This is a genomic window from Lacrimispora sp. (assembly GCF_032078915.1).
In the GTDB taxonomy this organism is placed as follows: Bacteria; Bacillota; Clostridia; order Lachnospirales; family Lachnospiraceae; genus Lacrimispora.
Genome location: NZ_DAMAUN010000086.1, coordinates 1 through 25,016, shown reverse-complemented (window position 1 = coordinate 25,016; position 25,016 = coordinate 1). Strand labels below are relative to the sequence as shown.

The window sequence follows — 25,016 nt, the reverse complement described above, 5'->3', positions numbered from 1 at the left end:
TTCCGCAGTTCGGACAAGGCACACCGACTTTTTCCAGATAAGGCTTTGTATTCTTGCATTCCGGAAATCCGGGGCAAGCCAGGAATTTACCATGAGGACCGTACTTTATCACCATGTTCCGGCCGCATACCTCACAAATCTCCTCCGTCACCTCATCAGCGATGGTCACAGATTCCAATTCCACAAGGGCTTTGTCTACCGCTTCTTTTAAATCCGGATAGAAGTTTTTCACAACAGTCTTCCACGGAACAGACCCATCTCCCACTTTATCAAGAAGGTATTCCAAATTGGCAGTGAACGTAATATCAACGATGCTTGGGAAGCTTTGCTTCATCATGCTGTTAACTACTTCGCCAAGCTCCGTCACATAAAGATTTTTATTTTCCTTTGCCACATACCGTCTGGCAATAATGGTTGTGATGGTGGGAGCATAAGTACTTGGGCGTCCTATCCCCTGTTCTTCCATAGCTTTTACAAGAGATGCCTCCGTAAAGTGCGCCGGCGGCTGGGTGAAATGCTGTCCGCTCTCAAGTTTATCCAGTTTCAGGATGCTGCCCTTTTCTAAATTTCCCAGTAATACATTGGTATCTTCCTTTTCATCTTCCTGAATATATACGGACATAAAACCATCAAAGGACAGTTTGGAAGCGGAAAGTGTGAAGACATAGTTTCCAGCCCCCACTTTGACTGAAGTGGTCGCATAAACGGCAGACTGCATTCTGCTGGCTGTAAAACGTTTCCAGATCAACTGGTAAAGCCTGAATAAATCCCGCTGCAGGGATTCTTTTACAATAACCGGCGTAAGGGCAATATCCGTAGGACGGATCGCCTCGTGGGCATCCTGGATCTTTGCATTGCTTTTTTTCGCCTGTTCCCCATTTGCTACGTACTGGCTGCCGTACTGCTTTCCGATATATTCTCTTGCCGCAATATCTGCTTCCTCTGCGATCCTGGTGGAATCGGTTCTCAAATAGGTGATAAGACCCACGGTCCCATGTCCTGCAACCTCCACGCCTTCATACAGCTGCTGAGCAAGACGCATGGTCTTCTGGGTTGAAAAATTAAGTACCTTAGATGCTTCCTGCTGGAGGGTACTGGTAGTAAATGGTATGGGAGCCTTTTTAACTCTTTCCCCATTTTTAACTTCCTCTACCTGATACGTCTGATTTTCAAGGCCTTTCAGTATCTTATCCAGTTCTTCCTTTTTACCAATGGCAATCTTGCCGTCTTTATCACCGTAAAATTTTGCGGTTAAGGGCTTTTTGCTTCCTTCCTGCTTTAAAACGGCTTCCAGATTCCAGTACTCTTCCGGAATAAATGCATTGATTTCTTCCTCCCGGTCACTGATCAGGCGCAATGCCACTGACTGGACCCTGCCCGCGCTTAAGCCTCTCTTTACCTTAGCCCAAAGGAGGGGACTGATCATATATCCAACCATACGGTCCAAAACCCTTCTGGCCTGCTGGGCATCTACCAGATTCATATCAATTGTTCTCGGGGTTTTTAAGGAAGCCTTTATCGCATTCTTTGTGATCTCGTTAAAGCTGATCCGGTACACCTGCTTATCCTTCACTTCATCAAGCTTTAAAGCCTTCAACAGATGCCAGGAAATCGCTTCTCCTTCCCGGTCAGGGTCAGTCGCAAGATAAATCTTATCGGCCTTTTTCACTTCTTTCCTAAGTTTAGCCAGAATATCCCCTTTTCCTCTGATTGTTATATATTTGGGATCAAAATCATGCTCCACATCAATTCCCATCTGACTTTTCGGAAGATCCCTCACATGTCCGTTAGAGGCATCCACTTCATAATTCGCTCCCAGGAACTTTTTTATCGTTTTTACCTTTGCCGGTGATTCCACAATTACTAAACAGTTCGCCATACCAAACTCCTCGCCTATAGTTTCTTACCATAATATTGATGGGATGTCTGTACAACACAGCCTTTGAGTTCTAATTCCAGAAGAGTGCTCAAACAATCACTGACAGACAATCCGCTTAAAGATATAATCTCTTCCAGATTCTTCGGTTGCAAATCTAGGCAACTATACACCATTTTTTCTTTTTTGACAAGTCCGTTCTCATTTTTTTCATGAACTCTTAATATATTACCACTCTGCAATTTGAAATATTCCAGCACAGAATCAGGACCTAACAATATTTCTGCGCCTTCTGAAATAAGCCGATTGCAGCCTGCACTTAAGGGATCTGTGACCCTTCCGGGAAGAGAAAAAATTTCTTTTCCCTGCTCAAGTCCTAAGTTTACCGTGATCAGAGAACCACTTTTTTCCCGGGCCTCAATAACTAAAATCCCATCTGACAGCCCGCTGATGATCCGGTTCCTCATGGGAAAATTACAAGGTCTTGGCGCTTCGCCTGGCATAAACTCCGTAATAATTCCGCCCTTGACCGCCATCTGTTCATATAATCCATAATTCTCCTTAGGATAACAGATATTGATCCCGCAGCCTAAAACTCCATAGGTGTCTCCGCCGGCTTCCAGCGCCCCCTGATGCCCTGCACCGTCAATTCCATATGCTAATCCGCTTATGATCTGAATACCTGCCACAGACAGCTCCCTGGCCAGGCAGGATGCCATTTGCTTTCCGTAATTGGTACAGTTTCGGGCTCCGATTATGGAAACCGCCGGTCTTTCATCATCAGGAAGCTTTCCTTTAAAAAAGATTCCCATAGGATATCCATAAATTGAAAGAAGCCGTTTCGGATATTCTATGTCATAAGGCGTAACAAAATGAATTCCTCTATTTTCCAGTTTTTCCAGCTCTGCTATGCAAGCGTCTTTTTTACGTTTCATCTCCTCAAAAATGGAAGCTTCTGTCTGTTTTAAAAGTCCTGACTGTTCCAGTTCTTTTCCTTCTATATTATATATTCCTTTATAGCTTCCGATGTAATCATAAAGTCGTTTTATTTTTACCGCTCCCAGAGCGGGAACATGACAAAGCCAGTATAAATACTCCCGTTCCTCATGACCGTCCATAAATTCCTCCCCAATATTTTCCTTCCATACTGCGCAGTCCTACCGCTTCTGCCAGATGGTCTTTTCTTATCCTTTCAGAGCCGTCCAGATCCGCAATCGTTCTTGATACCTTTAAGATCTTCTCATAGCCTCTCACACTGAGTCCCAGATTTTCATATACCTTCTTTAAAAACTTCTGCTCCTCGTTTCCAAGACTGCAGGACTCCTCAATCTGGGCTTTATTCATGGAACTGTTAAAGTAGATCCCACAGCCTTTCAACCGCTTTTTTTGAATTTTTCTTGCATTCTCAATCCGTCTCCGTATTGCCGCAGAGGATTCACCGCCTTTTCTCTCCTGCAGTTCTTCGTATGTGACCGCCCCGGATTCTGCGCAGATATCGATGCGGTCCAACAATGGTTTTGATATCCTGCTTAAATATTTGCGTACCTGCAGTTCAGAACATCTGCATCTTGTCCGATCCGGGAAAAAGCCGCAGGGGCAGGGATTTAGAGCCGCTGCCATCATAAAGTCCGCCGGGAATTCATAGGCACCGAATATTCTGGTAACCGTTATTTTCCGCTCCTCAAGAGGCTGCCTTAGAAGCTCTATGGTAGTTCTTTGAAATTCGGGTAGTTCATCCAGAAACAGAACGCCTCCGGATGCCAGTGAGATCTCGCCTGGTTTTGGTATTCGTCCTCCCCCGGCCAGAGCCGTTGGACTGATGGTATGATGAGGGCTTCTAAAGGGCCTTCTTACCACCAAAGGCTCTTCTTTGGAAAGCAGCCCGCATACACTGTATATCTTTGATATATCCACTGCCTCCTCCATTGACAGAGACGGCATGATCGTTGGAATCCTCTTTGCAAGCATCGTCTTTCCAGTCCCTGCAGGTCCTATATAAAGAATGTTGTGCATACCTGCCACCGCCACTTCTGTGGCCCGTCTTAGAAAAAGCTGGCCTCCGATCTCTGAAAAATCAACGTCATAAGCCTCCTGCCGCCCCATCAGCTCCCCATTTCCGCAGGACCCTGTTTTTTGCTTCTCCGGATCGTTTAACTGATCCGTTAAATCTTTCAGATGATCCACTCCAATAACTTCTATTCCTTCTATTACTAATCCCTCCCTGACATTCTCTCCGGGAAGAAAACACTGGATCTTTCCGTCCTTTTTTGCTGCAGCTGTAATGGAAAGGGCTCCTCTTACAGGCTTAATCTCCCCATCTAATCCCAATTCCCCGGAAATTACACAACTATGCAAAGCGGCAGGTTTAACCAAGCCGGAGGCTGCCAGAATGGCCACCGCAATGGGCAGATCAAAAGCAGTTCCCTCCTTGCGTATGTCGGCCGGGGAGAGATTGATAGTGACTTTTCTTGCAGGCAGCCGGAAGCCGGAATTTCTTAACGCCGTTCTTACCCGGTCCTGAGCTTCCCTTACCTCAGAGGAGAGATAACCAACCATGGAAAAGCCTGGAAGCCCATCGCTGACATCCGCCTCCACCAGGATCGGGACCCCTTCTACTCCCTTAATTCCCACACTATGAACCTTACTATACAAAAATCGCCTCTCCTTTCATTCTTCCTGCCTGTGCTTTTGGGGCAGGGTATTTCATGAATCTGTTTCATAAATAACAAGCTTGGAAAACATGCAGAAACGCATCTGGAATGTTCCTGAACCGGAACCTGATTTTATGATAACCGAAAAAAAGGAAAATGGCAATGTTTTTCTCTCATCTGCCTATAATCAGAAAGAATCAGGAATCTTTTAAACCATGGGAAAATTCAGGCATATAGGCCCGGTAACGGAGCGGCATGTGGTTGCGCTGACAGACCGGATTTGTCCGTTCTTTTATGGAAACGCTTTTTCTAAAGCGCTGAAAAAGCTCCTCATATTCGTCTTCATCCGACGCTTTTTTCATTCGTTTCTCCCATTCCGGCGAAATTAAATCCACCAAAAACCAAGGCCGAAATGCCGGATGCAAAACCGCCTTTTTCCTGTTTTCATCATAAATAACCCAGTTTTCTCCTGACAGGCGGTCCATAAAATGAGGAGCAAGAAGAACAAGTACATCATTCTTTGGCCCGATCCGGCTCACCAAAAGATCACCCTCCATCTCCACAAATCGCACAAAGCCCGTGAGCAGATGAGTCTCATTATCAATATTACGGCACATCTGAAATATTTCGTATACCTCTTGAACCTGAAGCATATGGACTATTTTTGCACCAAAATGAAATCCGTAAATTAAAAAGCGGTATATTTTATCCCCACGGTCCCTTTCCTTACTTAACGCAGCCTTGTATACGGCAATATAGGCTTCCTCCGAAATCTTCCCCTTAATCGCCTGTACCACCTTGTCAACACTCTGGGCATTGACCGGAACCTCCTCATACTGGCAGAACAGCTCCATCGTATATTCATCCCCTATAAGCCCAAGTTTCACATTCCCATGTCCCTTTCTGCTGGTCCATGCAGCATATACACCGCTGAGAATGCCTTCCACACTATTCTCACACAAGTAGACTGTCTTCATAGCCGGACTCCTCCCAAATCTGTCAAAGCAGGTACATTCATATCATCAAACAGAGAAAGCTGCCGAAAGGTTCCTGATGAACCTATGTCCCATACTTTTTTATGCTCCTCTCCCACAAGATGGCTGGTAATAAAGTCCTCCTCGATCTTAACCGGATACATCATCCTGCCGGAACAGGTAATAAAATAAATCGCACGCTTCAATACAACTCCAATCTTCTTTAAGGCATCAAAATCAAGCGGGCCATTCCTTCTGGCTGCAACGATACGCTTCACCGACTTCACTCCCATTCCGGGAACTCTCAGAAGGGTATAATAGTCTGCCCGATTCACTTCCACTGGAAATAATTCCAGATGACGCAAAGCCCAATCACACTTTGGATCCAGAAATACATTGAAATTAGGACGATCTTCGGAAAGCAGCTCTCCTGCCTGAAATCCATAGAAACGCATGAGCCAGTCTGCCTGGTACAGCCGGTGTTCCCGCAAAAGAGGAGGGCCCCCAGGAAGGGTCGGCAGACTGCTGTCCTGATTGACCGGAACAAATGCAGAATAAAAAACCCGCTTTAAATCATAATTCTGATAAAGCGCCTCTGCTACCATCATCATCTGAAAATCATTTTCCCCAGTGGCTCCCACGATCATCTGAGTGCTCTGACCGGCGGGTACAAAGGACGGAGCCTTTTTGTATTCCATCAGCTCGTAACGATTCGCCGTAATTCCTTTCTGAATCTGCTTCATGGGAGTAAGAATCTTGCTCCTGCTTTTGCCGGGAGCCAGCTTCTTAAGTCCGTCGGCAGTCGGAAGCTCCAGATTGATACTCATACGATCTGCCAGAAATCCGGTTTTTTCGATCAATACCGGATCTGCACCCGGAATGGCCTTTACATGGATATAACCGTGAAAATGGTATTCCTCCCGCAGCTTTTTAAGGGTCTGATAAATCAGGTCCATGGTATAGTCCGCACTGTGAAGGACTCCCGAGCTGAGGAACAGCCCTTCAATATAATTGCGGCGGTAAAACTGGATCGTAAGCTGGCACACCTCCTCAGGTGTGAAAGCAGTTCTCACAACATCGTTAGAGCATCGGTTGATGCAATACTTGCAGTCATAGATGCACTGGTTGGTAAATAATATTTTCAAAAGGGATATGCATCTGCCATCTGCAGAAAAGCTATGGCAGATTCCGCTTGCCGTTGTATTCCCCAGGGTCCCTGCCTTTCCCTTTCGGTCCACTCCGCTGGAAGTACAGGCAACATCATATTTTGCCGCATCTGATAATATTTCAAGCTTTTCCTGTACACTTAATTCTTCCTGAATCAGCATTTCTTCACCTCGAACGCACGTTCTTTTCCTTTATTGTAGCATAGGCAAACCTTTTTTTCAAGTGCTTTCGAATGTATGTTCTTTATTTTAAAGATTTCACAGTATCCGGGGTCATGAAATTTCTAAATATGGGAATGCCGTAAGATGCGCAGATGTACAAGCTGCAAGCGCAGAAACAAAAAAATGGGAATCTTTTAAATAAAAAAACATTCTTAATAAAAAAGGCAGCAGAAAAGAGGCTAAAATGCATAATCTCTCTCTTTCTGCTGCTAATTCATAAACCTGAAATCTTTCAGCTCCGCCCCCCTTGCGGTTGATCCATCTGCCGATTCCGGCGCGTATCCGTAAAATTCCGCTCCGCCATCCGCCATCTGGATGAAGAAATCGGCGTGTGCTTAGAAACCTTACAAAGCTGGATACAATGATGGATACAATGCACCTTCCCATGGTTTCTCTTCATGTTTCAAGATATGACAGGTCCTTTTGTACGGTTATTTAAAAACAGAAGTGACAGTCCTCCAAATGTATTTGAATACATTCCCGATGCGGTGGAAAAAATTTCCGTCAGGATGAAAGTCTTCATCTATTTTTACGTCATCACTGTCCTGCTTATCTTTTATCTCCTCAGTACGCAGAATTATCTGAATGCTTCTTGGAGACGGATTTTTTGCCGAGGTCATGGACACCGGAGAGGCTTCCAAATCAATGTTTAAAATTGTAGTATCCTCTGTCGTATATTCATCCCATTTGTCATCAATCATATCCTTAATGGTATTTTTTGCGTTTCTCAATACCTCGGTCTGATTCAGCCCATTCCCCGCCTCATCTAACGTACCGGCAAGGCCGTTTAAGGTTTTCTCCGTACTGCTGTTTAAGGAATCGCCTACCACTTTCATCTGATTTTCAAGGGACCGGAAAAATACGTTCATGGAATCAATGCCTCTGGAGGCGCTGTCTGTCATTTTTCCAATATCATTTAAGGTCGCGATCATATCATCATGGTGACGGTTTAAAATACCATTTAACTCATCCACAGAGTTGATTAGATCATCGGCCGTATCACAGATATTCCCTGTAGCAGTTGCTATGTCAATTACTCCGTTGATCGTTCCGTTTATAGGGCCTCTTAAGGATTGTAAGTCTGCCATCAGCATCTCAGTCATTCCAAGCATTGTTCCCAGATCTCCGGTCAGTCCCGCACCGCTGTTTACAATCTGCGGAAGAAGCGCGGCTAAAGGTGCGGCTGTTTCCAGCATTTCCTTGGATCCATTGCTTGGGGTGGCTTTACGGCCGGTTGCCAAAGCGGAAGACAGATAACCGGTAAGAGCATTGATTTCCGGTATCGAATAGTCTTTTTCGTTAAACAAATAGGAAGCTATCTCGTCTTCGTCCATCAGGCCTTCATCCTGGATCTCCTGGATCAGATCCTGTAAGTCAGTATTTTTCATTCCTGCCGCCGATGTACTTAGGGTATTGCTAAGGGCCGTAAGCTTTGGAAGCGACTGCCCAAGGGAGGCAAGTTCCTTTGCCAGCTGCTGCTGTTCCGTTGTCAGGGTATTTAAGCGTCCTTCTATTTTTTTGACCTGCCCCATAAAAGCCTGGGATTTCATATCCGTCTGAGAATTCTTCGCCATTTTCCGCAGGTCATCCACTTCATTTCTTAAATACCGGACACTGTCCTGCAGATCGCCAAGATCCGGTGACAGGTCATCAAGAACTCCCACCATATGATTTGTCTGGGTCCTGATCTCATTTAAAGCATTTCCGGCATTCTGCGTATGGTTATAAAAGGGCCGCATAGTCTGGGACAAATTGTCAAGAGCTGCCAGAGCTTCATCCGCATTTTCATACACCTTACCCTTGGAATCGGCAAATATCTGCCTGGTCCTGTCAAGTCCCCTGAGACCATCCGCCGTATCTGCGATGCCTTTTTGCATGTTTCCCATGGTGTCTAAAACCACATCCAGGCTGTCGCTGATCGCATCTGCCGAATCCTCCATGGTTTCCTTGGCATCTCTTAAATCTGCAATCTTATCAAGCTGGCTTACGGTCAAAGGCACCATGGTAAAGATTAAGCCGGAAAATTTAAAATCATCTGTACCGATGCGGATGGAATAATGGCCTTCCTCTCCAGGCAGTTGAAAGAAAACGACCATATTTAAATTACCGACAGACTGTACCTGGGCTCCTTCCGCTTCCAGGCTTAAGTTTTTATCCATGTCTACAACTGTGCTGGCCATGAGGGCCATGTTGTTCCGGTAGTAATCGGAAACTCCCTGATTGGGAACCAGATCTGCATTGATTTCAATCAGGCCCTTTTCACCGGCCAGCTCTTCTGCTTTCTTTTCTACACCGTTTAAGCGATAACTTACTTTAATATCCCACGGAAGCTGGGATTTCTCTGTTTGGGTCCTGCCTTCAAAGTAAAACCGGTTTCCCGTCTCTTCCGGAGAAAAGGTGACAGAGCCGTCTTCCCCTATCACAGGCTCCGAATGGTCCGTTAAGTTCAATACCTTATCGTAAACCCCGTAATCCACTACCATGCTGTTTCCATTCATCTGGTAATTCTTTACGATACTGCTTTCCTTGATCCCCCCATAAGGGTCCATGGTCACATAAAGTGTTTCATCATACTGGGGCACATCAGGCGAGGCCAGGGCCGGCAGTACGGACTCAAGGGAGACTATGACAGCCAGGCCCATACTTAGGATTCTATTATACTTCTTCATGATCGTTCTCTCCTTTGATTTTCACTTTTCCATATCTTAAACGTCGTTTTTCTCTTCTCTTCGCCGCGCGGAACTGCTGATTCTGGATCTGCTTGTCAAAGGTGCTAAGTAAGGCAGGAAGAAGGGAAAGTACCAAAACCATGCTTAAAAGCGCTCCCCTTCCCACCAGGCGTCCCACCTGGGAAATCGCTTGTATGGACGACGTAAAATACAAAAGATAACCGACTACCGTAAGAATACCGCCTGACGTCAGAATGGAAAGGGTACTTTTTGAAATAGCAGCCTCGGCAGAGTCCGTATTGTTCATGGTTTTTCGGAAGCCCAGATAATTATTGGTCATCAGGATGGAATAATCAATGGTAGCTCCCAACTGCAGGCAGCTTACGATGATGTATCCAATGTATACCATGTAATCTCCCAGTACATAGGGTAACGTCATGTTTAAATAAATGGCCACTTCAATCGGTATAATTACAAGGATCGGTACCAGAACAGACCGGAAGGTTGCAAAAACAACCAAAGCCACTCCCGCCAAAGACAACAGGGAAACCTTATTGTAGTCATCCGTTAAAATGTCACGGATATCAATCGTCGTAGGGGTCATGCCTATCACATAGGCATCTTCCGGATAGTACTCCCTGATCAATTGTTCCAGCTTCTGGCTGCATTCAAAGGCATACGGACTCTCCTGGACTGTGTTTAAGGAAATCAAAAGCCTGGCGTACTTTTCACTCCGAAGCTGTTCAGTCACTTTTTCCGGAAGAAAGCTTTCCGGAATTCCCTTCGGTATTGTCCCTGCCATGGACATGGCATAATTAACAAAATCCAAGTCCTCCAAAGCTTCTGTCAGCTGCCGTTCCGTCACAACAGAACCATTGGGAACAATTCCGATGATCATGTTTGATTTTCCGAATTCCTCATTGATTGCCCTGGTATCCTCATAAACTCTGGTTCCAGGTCCGGCTCCAATGGCATCATCCCCGTAGTAGAATACGTTCATGTTCTGTCCGAAATAACAGGGAACGGCCAGGAAAATGGCAATAATAAAAACAGGCTTCCGGATCTGGTTCATCAATACTGCAAACCGGTCAAAAGAAGGGATGAATGGCTTATGAGCTGTTTTTTCAATCTTATCATTAAAGTGCAGGATCAAGGTCGGCATAAGGAACAGTACGGTAGCCAGACTGCAGAGGATCCCCTTCGTCAGCACAAAACCTACGTCCTTACCGATGGTGAAACGCATGAATGCAATTACAAGAAACCCTACAATGGTGGTCGCCCCACTTGCCAGAATGGAACTGCAGGATTCCTTTACTGCCAATTCCATGGCTTCGTGTATCTCAATGCCGGTATTCTTAATTGCCGTAAAAGTATGTAAAAGGAAAATGGAATAATCCATGGACACTGCCAATTGCAAAATGGCTGCCGTGGAAAAGGTGAAAAATGATATGGTGCCAAACATCAGGTTGGATCCCATATTCATAACGATGGCCACTATCATGACGAAGATAAACAAAAACGGCTCCATCCAGGATGTTGTGGTAAGGGTTAAGATCACCCAGATGATTACTAACGCCATTCCAATGGCCATGGTAATCTCTCTTGTAATGGACTCTTCCCGCTCTTTACTGGATACGGCGCTTCCTGCGAAATAGCCTCTGTCTTTTCCTATAATTTCATAGATCCCGTCTACCGCTTTCCGGGTCACCTGACTATCATCACCATTTTCAAATATCACGTCAATCTGCGCATACCCGTCATGATAATAGTCTTCCATGGAAAAGGCATCCACAGACATCATATCGGTGATCCCCTGGTCCACAAAAGAGGCTCCCATATAGACATTTGTTGTCATATCAGGACCTATGACCAGATCCACCCCTTCCAGATCCGATATCTGCTGCCTTATTTTTTGAGCTTCCGGAAGGCTTACATCCTCTACCATGATCCGGGCCATTCCAGGATATCCAAACTCATCCTCCATCACATCAAGAGCCTGTTTCGTCTGGGCAAACTGCGGCAGGTATTTACTTAAATCGTAATTGACCTTTACAAAAGGAAAACAGATTGCACAGATGATGGCCGTAAGAAAGAAAAAAATCTCTATTTCCTTTCCCTTGAACACAATGATATGTACGATTCTATCAAATAAACTTTTGTCTTTTTTCATATTTTCCTCCATTACCCATCACTATTCTTTTAACGGAACCTTAATTGACTTTTGAACATGTGTACATTATAATACTCTTGTATATAAGTTTCAATAATCAATGAATGAAGAAAAATCCATTAACAATCAAAAAATCTTTTTTCATGCAATACTCAACACTCTTTGATATAGTGTTCATAATTTTCAGAGATTCAGGCTCTGAAATGAGATGCAAACCCAGAAACACAATTGGAGGAATCATATGGAAACTCAAAAACAGGATCGCCGCATCCGAAAAACTCAGAAGCTATTGAAGGAAAGTCTTCTTGAACTCATGGAAAAAAAGGACTTTAAGAATATTTCCGTGAAAGACATCACGGAGCTGGCAGATTTAAACCGGGGTACTTTTTATCTTCACTATGCAGATACTTACAGCCTGTTACAGGATATGGAATCCGAAGTCTTAGATGATTTTCAGGATATGGTAAGCAACTGCCGCTATGCCTTTAAAAAGGGTTCGCTCCTGCCCGTTGTCATACCAATCATTCATTATATTGAGGAGAACAAAAAGATATGTAAAATCCTTTTTGAAAACAGCTCCTCCAATGATTTTGTAAACCGTTTCCATACCCTTGTTTTAAAAAACGGTACAGCAATCATCAGGGAGCAGTATCCTGCTGCCAGGGAAATACCCTTAAACTATTACCTTGAATTTATCACTTATGGACTGACCGGTGTCCTGAAACAATGGCTTGATACGGATATGCAGCAGCCAAAGGAAGAGGTAGCCGAATTTGTGGATAAGATGATCATGGGAACTGCACAAAAGCTCCTTGCTGTTTAAACAAATCATTTTTTGTCAGGAATCCTTATTTTTCGTCAGGAATCAACCGATATATGGGTAGCGATGTCATACAGCCATTTAACTGTAGATTGCATCAATAATTACACAAGGATGAACTTTATGCTGAAAATTATAAAATCCAAAGATGAGAAGATTCCCAAGACGCCCCCCAAAAAAGGGAATGCAGTAAAAAACAAACAAAATAAAGCGAAACCGGCCAAAGCTCCAAAAGCCAAAGGAAAAGGTCTATTACCTAAAAATAAAAGAGTTCTCGTTTTGATGGGAGCCGCCCTGCTGATCGTTATTATGGGATCTGTTCAGGCCATTATTCTGCTGACTTCCCAAAAAAAGGATGAGCCAGAAGAAAAGGCAGGAGTAGCACCGACCTACTACTTTTCGAAAGAAGAAGATATTTCTTCGGTTACTGAAATTGTTGGTGAACGCGAATTTGAAAAGCAGGAAGCCTCTTTAGCCAGCCTTGAAACAGAAACGAAGGAAACCGTTGACCAGACAGATAAACCTAAGGAATCTTCTGCCGGCACTGCTTCACGAACCTCTGGCCTGGAGGCAAGTTACAAATATCTTCATGTGGAAGACACCTCCGCTGATATAAAAAGCTACATGGATTACCTGGAGGAAAAAAAGAATTTCATTAACGTAACGGATCAGTCCAAACAGCCAGAGCCCGGACAGCCTTCCGCAGACGAGACCCTTAAGACAAGCTCCGAGTTCTATCAGCTTGCCGGGCCGTCTAAAGATTCCGCTTCCTATCTTTCCATTACCCTGGAATCCGAAGCGGACAGCTATACCGTAACCACCAGTAAAGAGAACCAACCCTGGAGCACCTATTTTAAGGATCAGTGGAATCAGCAGAAAAAGAAAATCACGGATTTTGAAAAACAGCCAAAAGCGACCAATACCATAGTACAGGCAGAGGATGCCGTCCGCTCCCTAAGCCAGGATAAGCTTGGCCTGGCGGAAGCTTCCGGCTCTTATGAATTTATCGCATCACCTGGAATATCTAAAATAGACGGGAAAAATTACTATAGAGTCAGGACATATAAACGCCAGCCTGACAGTACCCTGATTTATATAGCCACCTATTTATTCGACTATGAAACCAGCATTGTAGCCTTTCAGTATGATGAAGTAACAGGAAAGACAACTCCGCTGGGATGATTTCACACGAAAAAGACGGACAGTCCTTAACGGACCGGTTCCGTCTTTTCTTATTTTCCTTTTTATGCTATAGTAAGCTTATAAAAAATAGAAGGAGATGTTTGAATGGAATTTTTACAATTGGCAAAAGAACGTTACTCAATGAGAAAATTCAGCGACCGGAAAATAGAAAAGGAAAAACTGGATTTGATCCTGGAAGCCGGAAGAGTCGCTCCTACTGCAGTGAATTACCAGCCACAGCGGATTCTTGTCATTGACAGTGAAGAAAATCTCGCCAAATTAAAATCCTGTACCCCTTATCATTTTCATGCTTCTCTGGCTTTGCTGGTATGTTATGATTCCACGGTCAGCTGGAAAAGGTCTTACGATAATAAGGATATGGGAGAAGTTGACGCCAGCATTGTAGCCACGCAGATGATGCTTGAAGCGGCTGATTTAGGATTAGGCAGTACCTGGGTAGGTCATTTTGACCCTGTATGCATCCGTTCGTCATTTGATATCCCGGAACATTTAATTCCCGTTGCTCTGCTTCCTATCAGCTATCCCGGGGAAAACTGCGCTCCTCACCCTCTTCACGAGAAACGGTTTGATATAGACCATACTGTTTTCTGCAACTCCTTTAGCGGCGTTGACTCCCCCAAAGAACGGTAACCTTTCATGAACCCCCATATTCATGCATAAGATAACTATATACTGCCTTTAAAATAGCAGGTTGGGGGCTTTAGCATGAACAAAATATTGGATAATGAATATTATGACTTGATCATTAGCAATTCTTTAGTTCCCGGTTTTGATACCGGTAATAATCTTACGGTTCTAAATGATAAGTATTCTTTGGTGCATATATGGAAAAACAATATGGACGCCTGTGACCTGGGACGGTTTCCTTATGATAATTTCCCCTCTCTTTTCACACTTACTTCTAAAGTGAGCATAGAAAAATCAGGCATTACCAATGTCCGGAGACATCCTGATTTAAGCCTGATGGGGCTTGGGGTAGCCATCGGAATCATAGATACCGGAATCGACTACCAGCATCCCGCATTCAAATATCATGACGGTACCACCCGTATTCTTTCCATATGGGACCAGACCGACCAGACCGGCAGGCCTCCCAGGGACTTTAGTTTCGGCTCAGAATACACGAAAAAACACATCAATACCGCACTGAAATCCAAGACCCCCTTAACCATGGTGCCTACTGTTGACAACAATGGACATGGTACGGCAATCGCCAGTATAGTCGCCGGCAGCCCCGATGAACAAAACTCCTTTACCGGTGTTGCTCCCCAAACCGAACTTATCATAGTGAAATTAAAGGAAGCAAAGCAAAACTTAAAAGAGCTGTTCTTTGCTCCGGATAATGCCCTGTGCTATCAGGAATCCGATATTATGCTGGGAATCCGATACCTGCTCTCCGTTTCGAAAAAAAAAGATCTTCCTCTCGTTATATGCATCGCCTTGGGAAGCAATCAGGGAGGCCATGATGGATTGGGAGTGATCAGCTCTTACTTAGAACATATCGTACAAATGCCCAGAAATAACGTATTGGTAGCCGCAGGGAATGAAGGAGACAGCCGCAGACATTATTTCCACCATTCGGCGGCTACTCCTTTCCGCAATGGCTTTAACTTAAAAATCGGGAAAAACGATAAAAAATTCACAATGGAAATCTGGCCCTTTCCTCCTGGGAAAGTAAACATTGAAATATTCCCGCCTAACCAGGAAATCATTCAGAGCATATCCCCCCCTGCCGGAGTTTGCCAAAAATTCAGCCTTTCCATGGGCCAAACTACCTTTTGGATCAACAATATCCTTTTGGAAGGTTCAACCGGAGATCAGGTTATTTTAGTGCGGTTTGACAATCCAACTCCGGGAATCTGGTATTTCCAGGTCACAAGCATAGAAAATGAACCTTTTTCCTTCCATTCCTGGCTGCCGTCAGGGAGCTTGATTTCAAACGAGACATATTTCTATCAGGCCACCCCCAGCACCACCATAACAGCCCCGGGAAATGCCAGAACTCCCCTGACAGTTGCCGCTTACAACCAGTTTGACGGCAGTATTCTGGGAGAATCAGGAAGAGGCTTTTCCAGATTCGGGGAAATCAATCCTAATGTCGCCGCTCCCGGATACCAGATTCCCTGCGCGCTCCCAGGAAATCAATATGGCAGCCTTACAGGTACAGGCGCCGCCGCCGCACACGCAGCGGGAGCCTCTGCCATGGTCATGGAATGGGGGTACTGCAAAGGCAACCACACTACCGTCACCGGCGTCCAGATCAACCATATGATCATGCGGGGGGCACAGAGAGACAGCGCCTTTTCTTATCCCAATGAGTATTGGGGATATGGGCTGATAGACGTATACAAACTGTTTCAAAGGATATCTGTAATTTGATGAATTCGTGGAATTAAGAATGTGAAAAGTGGCTTTAGCTGCCTAACCCATGGTTGGCAGCTACTTTTTTATAATACACCACTGCCCCAATTCCACCCAGGCAGGCAAGCCCGGCCAGCAGTAAATACCCGGTCTGTATTCCTGCCCTGGCGGCCAGCGCCCCGGTAAAGATCGGGAAGGTTGTCATTCCCAGCGCATAAACAGCCTGGTACATTCCCATGGCCGTAGATTTGCTGCCGGCCGGAATGCCCCGCATTGCTTCCGAGGTTGCAAATGAGAATAAGATACCGGTGGACATCCCAGGTAAAATCTGCAGCAGTAAAAGCATAAGTATGCTCCCTGCGGCCGGAACCAGGATACAATAGAAAGTCACAACAGCAAATACCAGTGGGATCCAGAACCTTGGACCTTTGCGGCTGCAGGTCCCGGAAGCTGCGAAAGCCGCAAATCCTACGGATGATATCATGTAGATCACAGAGGATATCCCCACAATCCCATCCGATGCGCCCAATTCTTTTAATATCTGGTTCGTAAACGACATGGCAGTCGTCAGCTGGATCCCCTGCTGAATCAGAGCTATGAAAGAGAAAAGCCACAAGCGCCTGATATTGCAGACAGAAAGCAGTTCTCTGGTCTTATGTATTCCGGGTTTACCAGCCGTTTCTTTAATACCAATTGAAAGAAGAAACGCCATCAGGCCCGCGCACATGCTTAACATGCAGATTCCTGCCATTCCGATGCGATGATAGCTGATTGTACTGCACAGAAAACCAAGAAGCATCCCAAAATTATTAAACAGTACGATCCGGCTGGTGGCAGCCTGCTGATCTCCTGCAGAAAAATGATTGGTGTAGAACACCATATAAGAAATCCACATGGCAGAAGCCAGTCCGGAGAAGAAATTGGCAACCAGAAACCCTGCGCCATTGCACCAGAACACCCGGAAAACAGATGCGGTTCCGGAGGCAATCGCTCCTGCCATTATAAAATATTTATGCCTGCCAACAGAATCCGCGCAAAGGCCTATGGGAAGCCTTAACACCAATTGGGAAATTCCATAAGCCCCCACAACCATTCCGGTAAATGCGCTGCTGGCTCCGCCGGCAGTTAAAAAAGTCGTCTGGTATGGAATGTATACATATTGCGCAAACCAGAACAGCGATACCATAGCAAGGTAATGGATCTCCTGTCTGCGCGTAAACGTAAGCTGGTTTAACGTCTGTTCTTTCATGTTTTTTCCCTTTGAGCGTATTCCTCTAAAATTCTGTGAATGTGGACAGCCAGGTACATCTCTTCCTGTTTGGACAGCTTTGATTCAAATTTTTCTCTGATAAACACACCGATTTTCTTTACACACTCATATTCCCTGGGACAGCTATCAAGGACATGGGTGTAAAAGGAATCCTCATAATCATATAAATCCTGACTGCCGTTTACAAGCCTTTGTGCAAAGAGGCGCAGATGAGTCACAAAGCGGGTGTAGCCGATTCCGTCCTCATCGTAGAGAATGGAAAAGTTGTATTTTACAATATCCAAAATGCCCTTGACTGTCTCAAATATCTTCTGGTTATCCGTACTGTTTGAGTTATTTGTCTGTGCATTGATAAAATGAAAGGCAATATTTCCAGCCTCATCTTCAGGCAGCTCCACTGACAGCCGCTCCCTCACAAGCTGCAGGGCATATAACCCAACTTGAAATTCCTTTGGATTGAAACGTTTTAAGGTCTGTGTGTAGAAATTCTGTATTAAAATCCCCTCATTGTTCCTTTTTACCGCAAAAGATAAATGGTCTGTAAGTCCCAGATAAATATGCTCCATCAATACCATTCCATAGGTGTCAATGGCATAATCAATGACTTGTTTGGCCAGTTCAAAATAGGTACTGTCTATTTCGGATGCAAGCCGGATGATATTCTTTGATATAGACCGGTCCTTTAAGACAAATACCTTTTCAATGTCTTCACTTTTTAAATGATGCCCAATGGACTTATTAAATCCAATTCCTTTTCCCATCAGGATCACTTCCCTGCCGCTGTCATCAAGTGCCAGCAGCAGGGAATTATTCATTACTTTTACAACCCTCATAGCCCAACCCCATTTCTGTTATTCTCACGAAAGCAAACTCAGAGTTCGTCTCCATTGGTTTCAATCACCCGCTTATACCAGAAATAACTGTCCTTTTTCACACGGCTCATATCCTTTAAGTCATGGTCATCCCGATTGACATAGATAAAACCATACCGCTTGCGGAAGCCCTCATGAGAACTGAGAAGATCCATAAACGACCAGGGAGAATAACCCATGACCGAAACCCCGTCTTCGATTGCCTGGCTTATGGCCTTAATGTGTGCCTTTAAATAGCTGATCCGGTACTCATCATGGACTTTGCCGTCTTCAGTCAGGGTATCGGCAGCTCCCAGGCCATTTTCCGTAATAATAAGGGGAAGGTGGTATTTCTGATAATAACTGTTTAATACGGTCCGAAGGCCCAGCGGATCGATCTGGGCTCCATATTCACTGGAAACCAGATGTTCATTTTTAATATGATGAAAATAACCATATTGGTCAAAATCCACTTCATTGATGGGGAAGGCCCTCTCCCCTGCCAGATGCCCCTCATCAGTGGGAAGGTACCGGACACACAGGGTCCGGTAATAATTCAGGGCAATAAAATCCATCGCCCCTCCTTTTAAAATCTCCTCGTCTTCCGGTTCCATAACCGGTACGATATTCCTTTCTTCCAGATAGCGCATGTAATATCCGGGATAACGGCCGTAGTAATGCATATCCAGGCAGTAATCCGTCTTAAACCAGTCGTTCATCCGGGCCGCCCAAACATCTTCCGGTCTGCTGCTTTCCGGATAGGTACAGGTGGAGGATACCGCAGGACCGATCTTTCCATCTGGTATGATGGAATGGCAGGCTTTCACTGCCAGGGCATGAGCCAGGAACATATGGTAGTCCATCTGTGCTCTCTGACGGTCGGCTTCCCACGCATCATCCGTTGTGATGTTCACCCGTTCGTTTACTCTCACCATAAGATTCTGCTCGTTATGGACCTGCCAGTAGGTGACTCTGTCTCCAAAGGCTTTAAAACATATCTTTGCATAACGCTCAAAGGCCTTTACACATTCTCTGGATTCCCAGCCGTTGTATTTCCTGGCAAGGGCATAGGGAAGATCAAAGTGATATAAGGTGATAAAGGGCTGAATACCCTGTTTAAGCAGACAGTCAATGGTTTTATTATAGAAATCAATCCCTGCCTGGTTTATCTCTCCATCTCCATCTGGTATGATTCTGGCCCAGGAAATGGAGAACCGGTAAATCTGCATTCCCAGTTCCTTCATTAACCGGATATCTTCCTCCCAATGATGGTAGAAGTCACTGGCGGTTTTGCTGTCAGCCTGGATATCCGAGCGCTTAAAGGAATTGACGTCAGCAACGGTAAGGCCCTTTCCTCCTTCGTCCCATCCGCCTTCTATCTGGAATGCCGAAGAGGAAGCTCCCCATAAAAAGTTTTTTGGAAAATTTGTTTTTGTGATTTCCATATCTATATTTCCTTTACTGATTATTTTTGATAGCGATCACCGGCTTTTGAAGAGAAGCTCCAGATCCGGTAATTCCCGTTACCTCGCGAAAGGCAGCGGTATTGCTGATGATGATCGGAACAACCGTATCATATCCTTCTTTTTTTAAGGCATCTAAGTCAAAGGATATAAGTCTGGTTCCCTTAGTGACATGGGCGCCTTCTTCCACATGTTTTTTAAAATGCTTTCCTTCCAATTGGACTGTGTTGATTCCAACGTGAATGATCATTTCAGCTCCGCTGTCCAGCATTAGACCCAGGGCATGAAGCGTCGGATAAACCAAGGTCACGGTACAGTCTTCCGGAGCGACAACTTCACCCTTTTCCGGGACAATCGCAACTCCGTTCCCCAATGCCATAGAGGAAAAAACCTCATCGCTTACCGATGTCATGGGCACTGCAGTACCTTCCACCGGTGAGCTGATCAATATGTCTGCCCCAGAAGTAATACCCAAAACATCCTGGGATTCGGCGGATCCTTCGCCTGAACCGGAAACCCGTTCGCCGTTTCCACTAATATCATCAAATCCAAACAGGAAGGTAAGTCCCATTGCGCCAAAGAAGGATACTGCAACACCGATCAGATAATAAATAAAGGTCTTCATACCGAAAGCCGCATAGGTTGCAAAGGTAAGCACTCCGTTATTGGCAAAGGAATCGCCGTAAACGCCTCCCACACCCATGATCGCACCGCCGATGGTTCCACAGATAATTGCATAGATCATGGGCTTTTTTAACCGCAGGTTACAACCGTAAATAGCAGGCTCCGTGATGCCGCAAACAGAAGCGGATATGGCCGCAGAAGCTGCAACTGTTTTTAAATCCTTGCTCTTTGTTTTTAACATGACTCCAAGAGCTGCACCGCCCTGGGAGAAATTTGCAGCACCGGCAAAAGCCAGCAGGTTTTGGTGGCCGAACTGGGCCACATCATTGATACCAATGGGAAGCAGGGCTCTGTGTGCTCCGAAAATAACAAATACACACCACATGCCGCCCACAAAAGCTCCGCACAGAGCAGGGCTTAAGTTCATCATCCCAGTGTAGATAAAGTTGATGCCATTACCGATGTAGATGCCGATGGGGCCAAACACCATAAAGGTCGCAGGGATCATAACCAGCAGGGATATGCCTGGAACCAGTATGATTTTTAATACTTCAGGAATTATCTTTTCTAAAAACTTTTGTATATATGCAAGAATAAATACTCCGATGATAATGGGAATCACGGATGACGCATAGCTTGCCTTTGTAATGGCAATGCCGAACATGCTGACAGCCTCACTCCCAGTCATCAGGGAAACAACCGCCGGGTAGCACATGGTACCGCCAAGTGCCATGGCAATAAATTCATTTGCCTTAAATACCTTTGCACTGGTATAGGCAAGAATGATTGGCATGAAATAAAACAAGGCGTCTGTGGCAGCCATAATGAGAATATAAGTCTGGTTGACGGTAATATCCATCCCGTGATTGGAGGCAGTAATTCTTGTGATGGTCAAGAGACCTTTTAAAAGTCCGGAGGCTGCAATCGCCGGAACCATGGGTGTAAACATGGAGGAAATGGCAATCAGGATCCAGTTCCAGACAGAACCCTTTTCTTCGCTTCCGGCTGTGTTTTCCTCTAATGATATCATGGGAAGGATCGCTTCGTAAACCTTTGTGACTTTTGTTCCCAGAACGACCTGGAACTGCCCCCCGCTTTCCACTACGGAGATAACACCTTCCAGATGTTCAATTACTTCTTTCTTTGCCTTCTTTGTATCTCTTAACTCAAACCTTAATCTGGTAAAACAATGGGTGAGTCCCCTTATGTTATCGGAACCGCCGACATTTGTTATGATGTCTTTGGCTATTTGATTATAATTCATTTTCCAAACCCCTTTCAAGTGTTATCATATCTCATCATCCGGCCGGTATGACAAAATAAAAAAAGACCCGACCAAGCGATTCAAATCATAAGACTAAAAATAATAAGCCTTATAACTCTTTGCTCAATCCGATCTTGCCTGCATTACCAGTAACACGTCTTCCTGTTTTGCTATTTAGTTGTACTAAACTGAATACAATATAACACCGTTTGCAAATTGATGCAACTGATTTTAGATTTTTCTGCATTTTTCCCAATTTTTCAACGCAAAAATCGTCTATTATTTACAAAAATAGTGGTTTTATTTTTAGGGAGCAGATTGTTTTCCTTATCTGCTCCCGTTACTCTTAAAACTTACGGTTCATTTTCCGACCTGCCCGCTAATGTTCTGATTTGTCCAGGTTCAATGAGAATACATCTGCAGTCTTCATTTTTCCCGTTATCCTTTTCATCCAGCCTGCGTTCATTCCAGACCAGCCGATTTGAATCTGCACGGAGCTTAAGGCCGCAGTCAAATGGATTATAACAGCGAAGAATCAGTTCATCTGCTTTTTCCGCTTTTTTCAGCGCGCTTAAGATCAATCCTTTTTCTTCTATCTTTAGAAGGCTGTACTGATACGGCGCCCTGATTTCAGTAGGATTCAATTTCATCGCATGGTATGGCATCTTATTGTATGTGATTACCGGTGTGATATACTCTTTTGCCTGCTGCGGTGCACATGGAATCCAGGTTGTTAAGGCAAATTCAAATCTTTGTACTCCCTGCATCTGGGAATCCGGCGTCTCCATCTTAATTCCGGAAGGTCTTCCCGGACGGCGGTATAAATTCTCCTTCCCCAGCACACCGACACAGCGGAACAATGTAATCGCTGTCGTGTCATACTCTTTCCCCGTCATTTCATATTCCCGCACAGAATTAGTTAAGACTGCAATCCCCCTGTCTCCCTCCGGGTACACGTAGGAAAGGAAAGGATAGATGGAATCCGGGCGCTCCGACCAGTTTTCTTTCTCCCATACTTCCATTGCGCTGTCTGTCACCGGACGCTTTATAACTCCCAATTGATTGTCACAGACAGAATGCCGTGTTCCCATGCCGTTTGGTATCAGAACCCGAAGGCGGTGATCCTTTGCCTGATTATGAACTTCTGCTGTGATCTCAATGACTCTGGAATCCTTTTTTAGAGTGATATTCCAAAACACCTCCAGTTCAGCATCGCAGCTTTTGTTCTTTCTGCTCTCCAAATCTTTTGGAACCGGCATGATATACCGGATTTCAGCGTTCGTCTTATGGTTTAAGCAGCGGATCTTCACATCTGCACCAGCAGCCCTGCTGGTAACCACGTAATCCTCTTCCAGCGGGGAATAATCGTATCCATCCCCGTCGTCACTGCCATCTTCCAGCAAAAGGACTTCTGAATAGGTATTTCCGCTTTCCTTCTCCGTAATGCATAAGGTACCGTTTTGGGACACTTGGATCTTATAATACCTGTTTTCAAGCACGTCTGTTAAGGTGCCCTCGGACACGCTGCGGCCCTCTCCCTGTGATTCCTTTAGAAAATATGTCCGGTATCCCATCGCCGGTATGGTATCCTGGAAAACAATTTCATAATTCACAAACGGCTCATAATTACCATAATGTACGATCTGTCTGTCAATCAATCCCGGATCTATGGTCTCCTTTCTGCAAATCTCAAACGGGATCTTCCTGCCCGCTTCATCTTCCAACTCAAAATTATGGATCCTGGTTATGACCTCCCCTGTTATAACCACGGTTCTTTCATAAGGAAGCAGATTAAATGCAGTAAGCTTATCCACAGATATGGTACTGTCCATACTGTCAGCAATCTGGCGCATATAAAAATCCATCATTTGGTCGGCCCGTTCTTCTGTAAGAAAGAAACGGTCTCCGATCGCCCGGTGAACTTTATCACTGCAGCAGCAGCCAATGGAATCGTGGGCATGGTTTTTCAATAGATCTTTCCACAGCTGCTCCATGAGACCATGTTCATATGGAACCCCCAGACTATAGGCAATACTCATCAGGGGTTCCAGTAAATTCGTTATTTTGTTTTCAATCCTGGTATTTGCTGATTGTAAATCAGCTCTGGATGAAGAAATGCTTCTGTGAACACGCATATATTTTCCATCCAGAAACTCTCCCTTAAGAGTATCCAGGCTGTCTAATTCCTCCGTGCGTTCAAAAATATCTTCATAACGCCCTATGGAAACCCTTCTTCCCGGATACAGCTTTTCGATTTGTTCCATCACCTGAAAAATATTCGTTTGAACCGGCATCTGGTCATGGCCGTTAGGAAGGAGTATATCATCTCCTGCGGCTCCCTTATCCAATACCGGAAGGTATTTATCCAGTCTCGTTTTCAGCTCATCCCGCTCTATTGGCAGATACTTCCCGATTGCATATCCCAGCGGCAGAAGCTGGACCAAAACCTTTGATTTGTCCGGGCCTTCCCAGTAAAATTCTGTTTTGTCCATCCCCATCCGCTCCGAGGTCCCGCGCCAAAATATACACCGTTTGATTCCGAATCCATTTAAAATCTGCGGCAGCCGGGCCGTCTGCCCGAAAGAGTCCGGCAGATAACCAATATCCATACGGGGCCCCAGTTTTTCGCAGTCCATCATACCATAAAGCAGATTTCGGATCATGGATTCCCCTCCGACTACCATCTCATCGGTCTGGGTATACCATGGGCCTATGATCAGCCTTCCCTGCTGAACCAGTTTCCTTACACGTTCATAATTTTCCGGCTTCACTGAAAAATAATCTTCCAGGACTGAGGTCTGTCCATCTAAGACAAAGCAGGGGTATTCCCTTTTGGTTTCCAGCACGGCGAGAACTTCTTCCATATCACGCACCAGTAAAATTTTAGATTCTTCCGCGGTAAAATACCACTCCCTGTCCCAATGAAAATGTGGAACGACATGTATACGATCTGCCAAACGTTTCTCCGCCTTTCTTTTTTACGCTTTCTGTTGTTTCTTAAATTTTGCTTTTTTCAATAATACCAGAAGAATGGTAGAAATACCCGCTCCCAGTACAGCCGCAAAGAACCATATGACGGCATTCACGAATCCGCCAAGCCCATCCTTTAATAAAAACAAGGAAAAAATTCCGGCCCCAGGCACATCCAGGCCGATATTACACATAGCCACAATTGCCCCTGTCACTGCGGAACCGGCGCATAGAGAAAAAATCACGCGGATCGGATCTGCCATCATTAAGGGAATTGCGCCTTCGGTAATTCCGGCAAGTCCAAGAATCCAGGTAGACATCCCGGCCTCCCTCTCTTCCTGTGTAAAATACTTCTTAAAGCCCAGTGTTGCAAAGGTTACTGCAAATGCAGATACCATTTTAATGGAAGCAAATGCCGCATACGGCATCAGAATCCCTTCTGACATAGCGCCAACGCAGAAT

At 45.0% G+C, this 25,016-nt stretch carries 16 protein-coding genes and 1 pseudogene; 4 read left to right on the top strand and 13 right to left on the bottom strand.

Annotation, left to right across the window (positions count from 1 at the left end; translation table 11 throughout):
* The 7 genes from topA to RT269_RS24255 form a co-directional block, all read right to left on the bottom strand.
* The coding region (gene topA, locus RT269_RS24285; RefSeq protein ID WP_313186512.1) for a type I DNA topoisomerase at positions 1-1,879 on the bottom strand (1,879 nt) is incomplete at its 3' end.
* A 14-nt stretch (positions 1,880-1,893) separates the two neighbouring features.
* A complete protein-coding gene (gene dprA, locus RT269_RS24280) occupies positions 1,894-2,994 on the bottom strand; it encodes a DNA-processing protein DprA (protein WP_313186511.1) in 1,101 nt (366 codons plus the stop codon).
* On the bottom strand, positions 2,981-4,528 hold the full coding sequence (locus RT269_RS24275; protein WP_313186509.1) for a YifB family Mg chelatase-like AAA ATPase: 1,548 nt from the start codon (positions 4,526-4,528) through the stop codon (positions 2,981-2,983). The genes dprA and RT269_RS24275 overlap by 14 nt, the downstream gene beginning before the upstream one ends.
* Positions 4,529-4,724: 196 nt before the next feature.
* Positions 4,725-5,504: a TIGR03915 family putative DNA repair protein gene (locus RT269_RS24270; RefSeq protein ID WP_313186507.1), complete on the bottom strand. Its 780-nt coding sequence runs from the start codon at positions 5,502-5,504 to the stop codon at positions 4,725-4,727.
* Entirely contained in the window at positions 5,501-6,829 is a 1,329-nt protein-coding gene (locus RT269_RS24265) for a putative DNA modification/repair radical SAM protein (RefSeq protein WP_313186506.1), read from the bottom strand. The genes RT269_RS24270 and RT269_RS24265 overlap by 4 nt, the downstream gene beginning before the upstream one ends.
* A gap of 491 nt (positions 6,830-7,320) precedes the next feature.
* A complete protein-coding gene (locus tag RT269_RS24260; RefSeq protein WP_313186505.1) occupies positions 7,321-9,558 on the bottom strand; it encodes a hypothetical protein in 2,238 nt (745 codons plus the stop codon).
* A complete protein-coding gene (locus RT269_RS24255; protein ID WP_313186503.1) occupies positions 9,545-11,728 on the bottom strand; it encodes an efflux RND transporter permease subunit in 2,184 nt (727 codons plus the stop codon). The genes RT269_RS24260 and RT269_RS24255 overlap by 14 nt, the downstream gene beginning before the upstream one ends.
* A 241-nt stretch (positions 11,729-11,969) precedes the next feature.
* Here RT269_RS24255 and RT269_RS24250 point away from each other — a divergent pair, with 241 nt between their 5' ends.
* The 4 genes from RT269_RS24250 (at position 11,970) to RT269_RS24235 (ending at position 16,130) form a co-directional block, all read left to right on the top strand.
* A complete protein-coding gene (locus RT269_RS24250; protein WP_313186501.1) occupies positions 11,970-12,551 on the top strand; it encodes a TetR/AcrR family transcriptional regulator in 582 nt (193 codons plus the stop codon).
* Positions 12,552-12,671: 120 nt separating this feature from the next.
* Positions 12,672-13,730, top strand: coding sequence for a hypothetical protein (locus tag RT269_RS24245; RefSeq protein WP_313186499.1), 1,059 nt, complete (start codon positions 12,672-12,674; stop codon positions 13,728-13,730).
* Positions 13,731-13,835: 105 nt separating this feature from the next.
* The gene (locus RT269_RS24240; protein ID WP_313186497.1) at positions 13,836-14,381 is read left to right on the top strand and encodes a nitroreductase family protein; all 546 of its coding nucleotides are present in this window, start codon (positions 13,836-13,838) and stop codon (positions 14,379-14,381) included.
* 75 nt (positions 14,382-14,456) lie between these two features.
* Positions 14,457-16,130 (top strand): S8 family peptidase, encoded by a 1,674-nt coding sequence (locus tag RT269_RS24235; protein ID WP_313186495.1) that lies wholly within the window; start codon positions 14,457-14,459, stop codon positions 16,128-16,130.
* A 34-nt stretch (positions 16,131-16,164) separates the two neighbouring features.
* On the opposite strand, the gene RT269_RS24230 is transcribed toward RT269_RS24235, so the two are convergent.
* The 6 genes and pseudogenes from RT269_RS24230 to RT269_RS24205 form a co-directional block, all read right to left on the bottom strand.
* Positions 16,165-17,361 (bottom strand): MFS transporter, encoded by a 1,197-nt coding sequence (locus tag RT269_RS24230; RefSeq protein WP_313186494.1) that lies wholly within the window; start codon positions 17,359-17,361, stop codon positions 16,165-16,167.
* Positions 17,358-18,215 carry a PRD domain-containing protein gene (locus tag RT269_RS24225; protein ID WP_313186493.1) on the bottom strand — a complete coding sequence of 286 codons (858 nt, stop codon included), beginning with the start codon at positions 18,213-18,215 and terminating at the stop codon, positions 17,358-17,360. The genes RT269_RS24230 and RT269_RS24225 overlap by 4 nt, the downstream gene beginning before the upstream one ends.
* 38 nt (positions 18,216-18,253) lie before the next feature.
* Entirely contained in the window at positions 18,254-19,678 is a 1,425-nt protein-coding gene (locus RT269_RS24220) for a glycoside hydrolase family 1 protein (RefSeq protein ID WP_313186491.1), read from the bottom strand.
* 13 nt (positions 19,679-19,691) lie between these two features.
* Entirely contained in the window at positions 19,692-21,584 is a 1,893-nt protein-coding gene (locus tag RT269_RS24215; protein WP_313186489.1) for a beta-glucoside-specific PTS transporter subunit IIABC, read from the bottom strand.
* A gap of 353 nt (positions 21,585-21,937) precedes the next feature.
* Positions 21,938-24,541, bottom strand: a complete 2,604-nt coding sequence (gene mngB / locus RT269_RS24210; protein ID WP_313186488.1) for a mannosylglycerate hydrolase — start codon at positions 24,539-24,541, stop codon at positions 21,938-21,940.
* 21 nt (positions 24,542-24,562) lie between these two features.
* Positions 24,563-25,016, bottom strand: a pseudogene (locus tag RT269_RS24205) (PTS 2-O-a-mannosyl-D-glycerate transporter subunit IIABC); the annotation flags it as partial.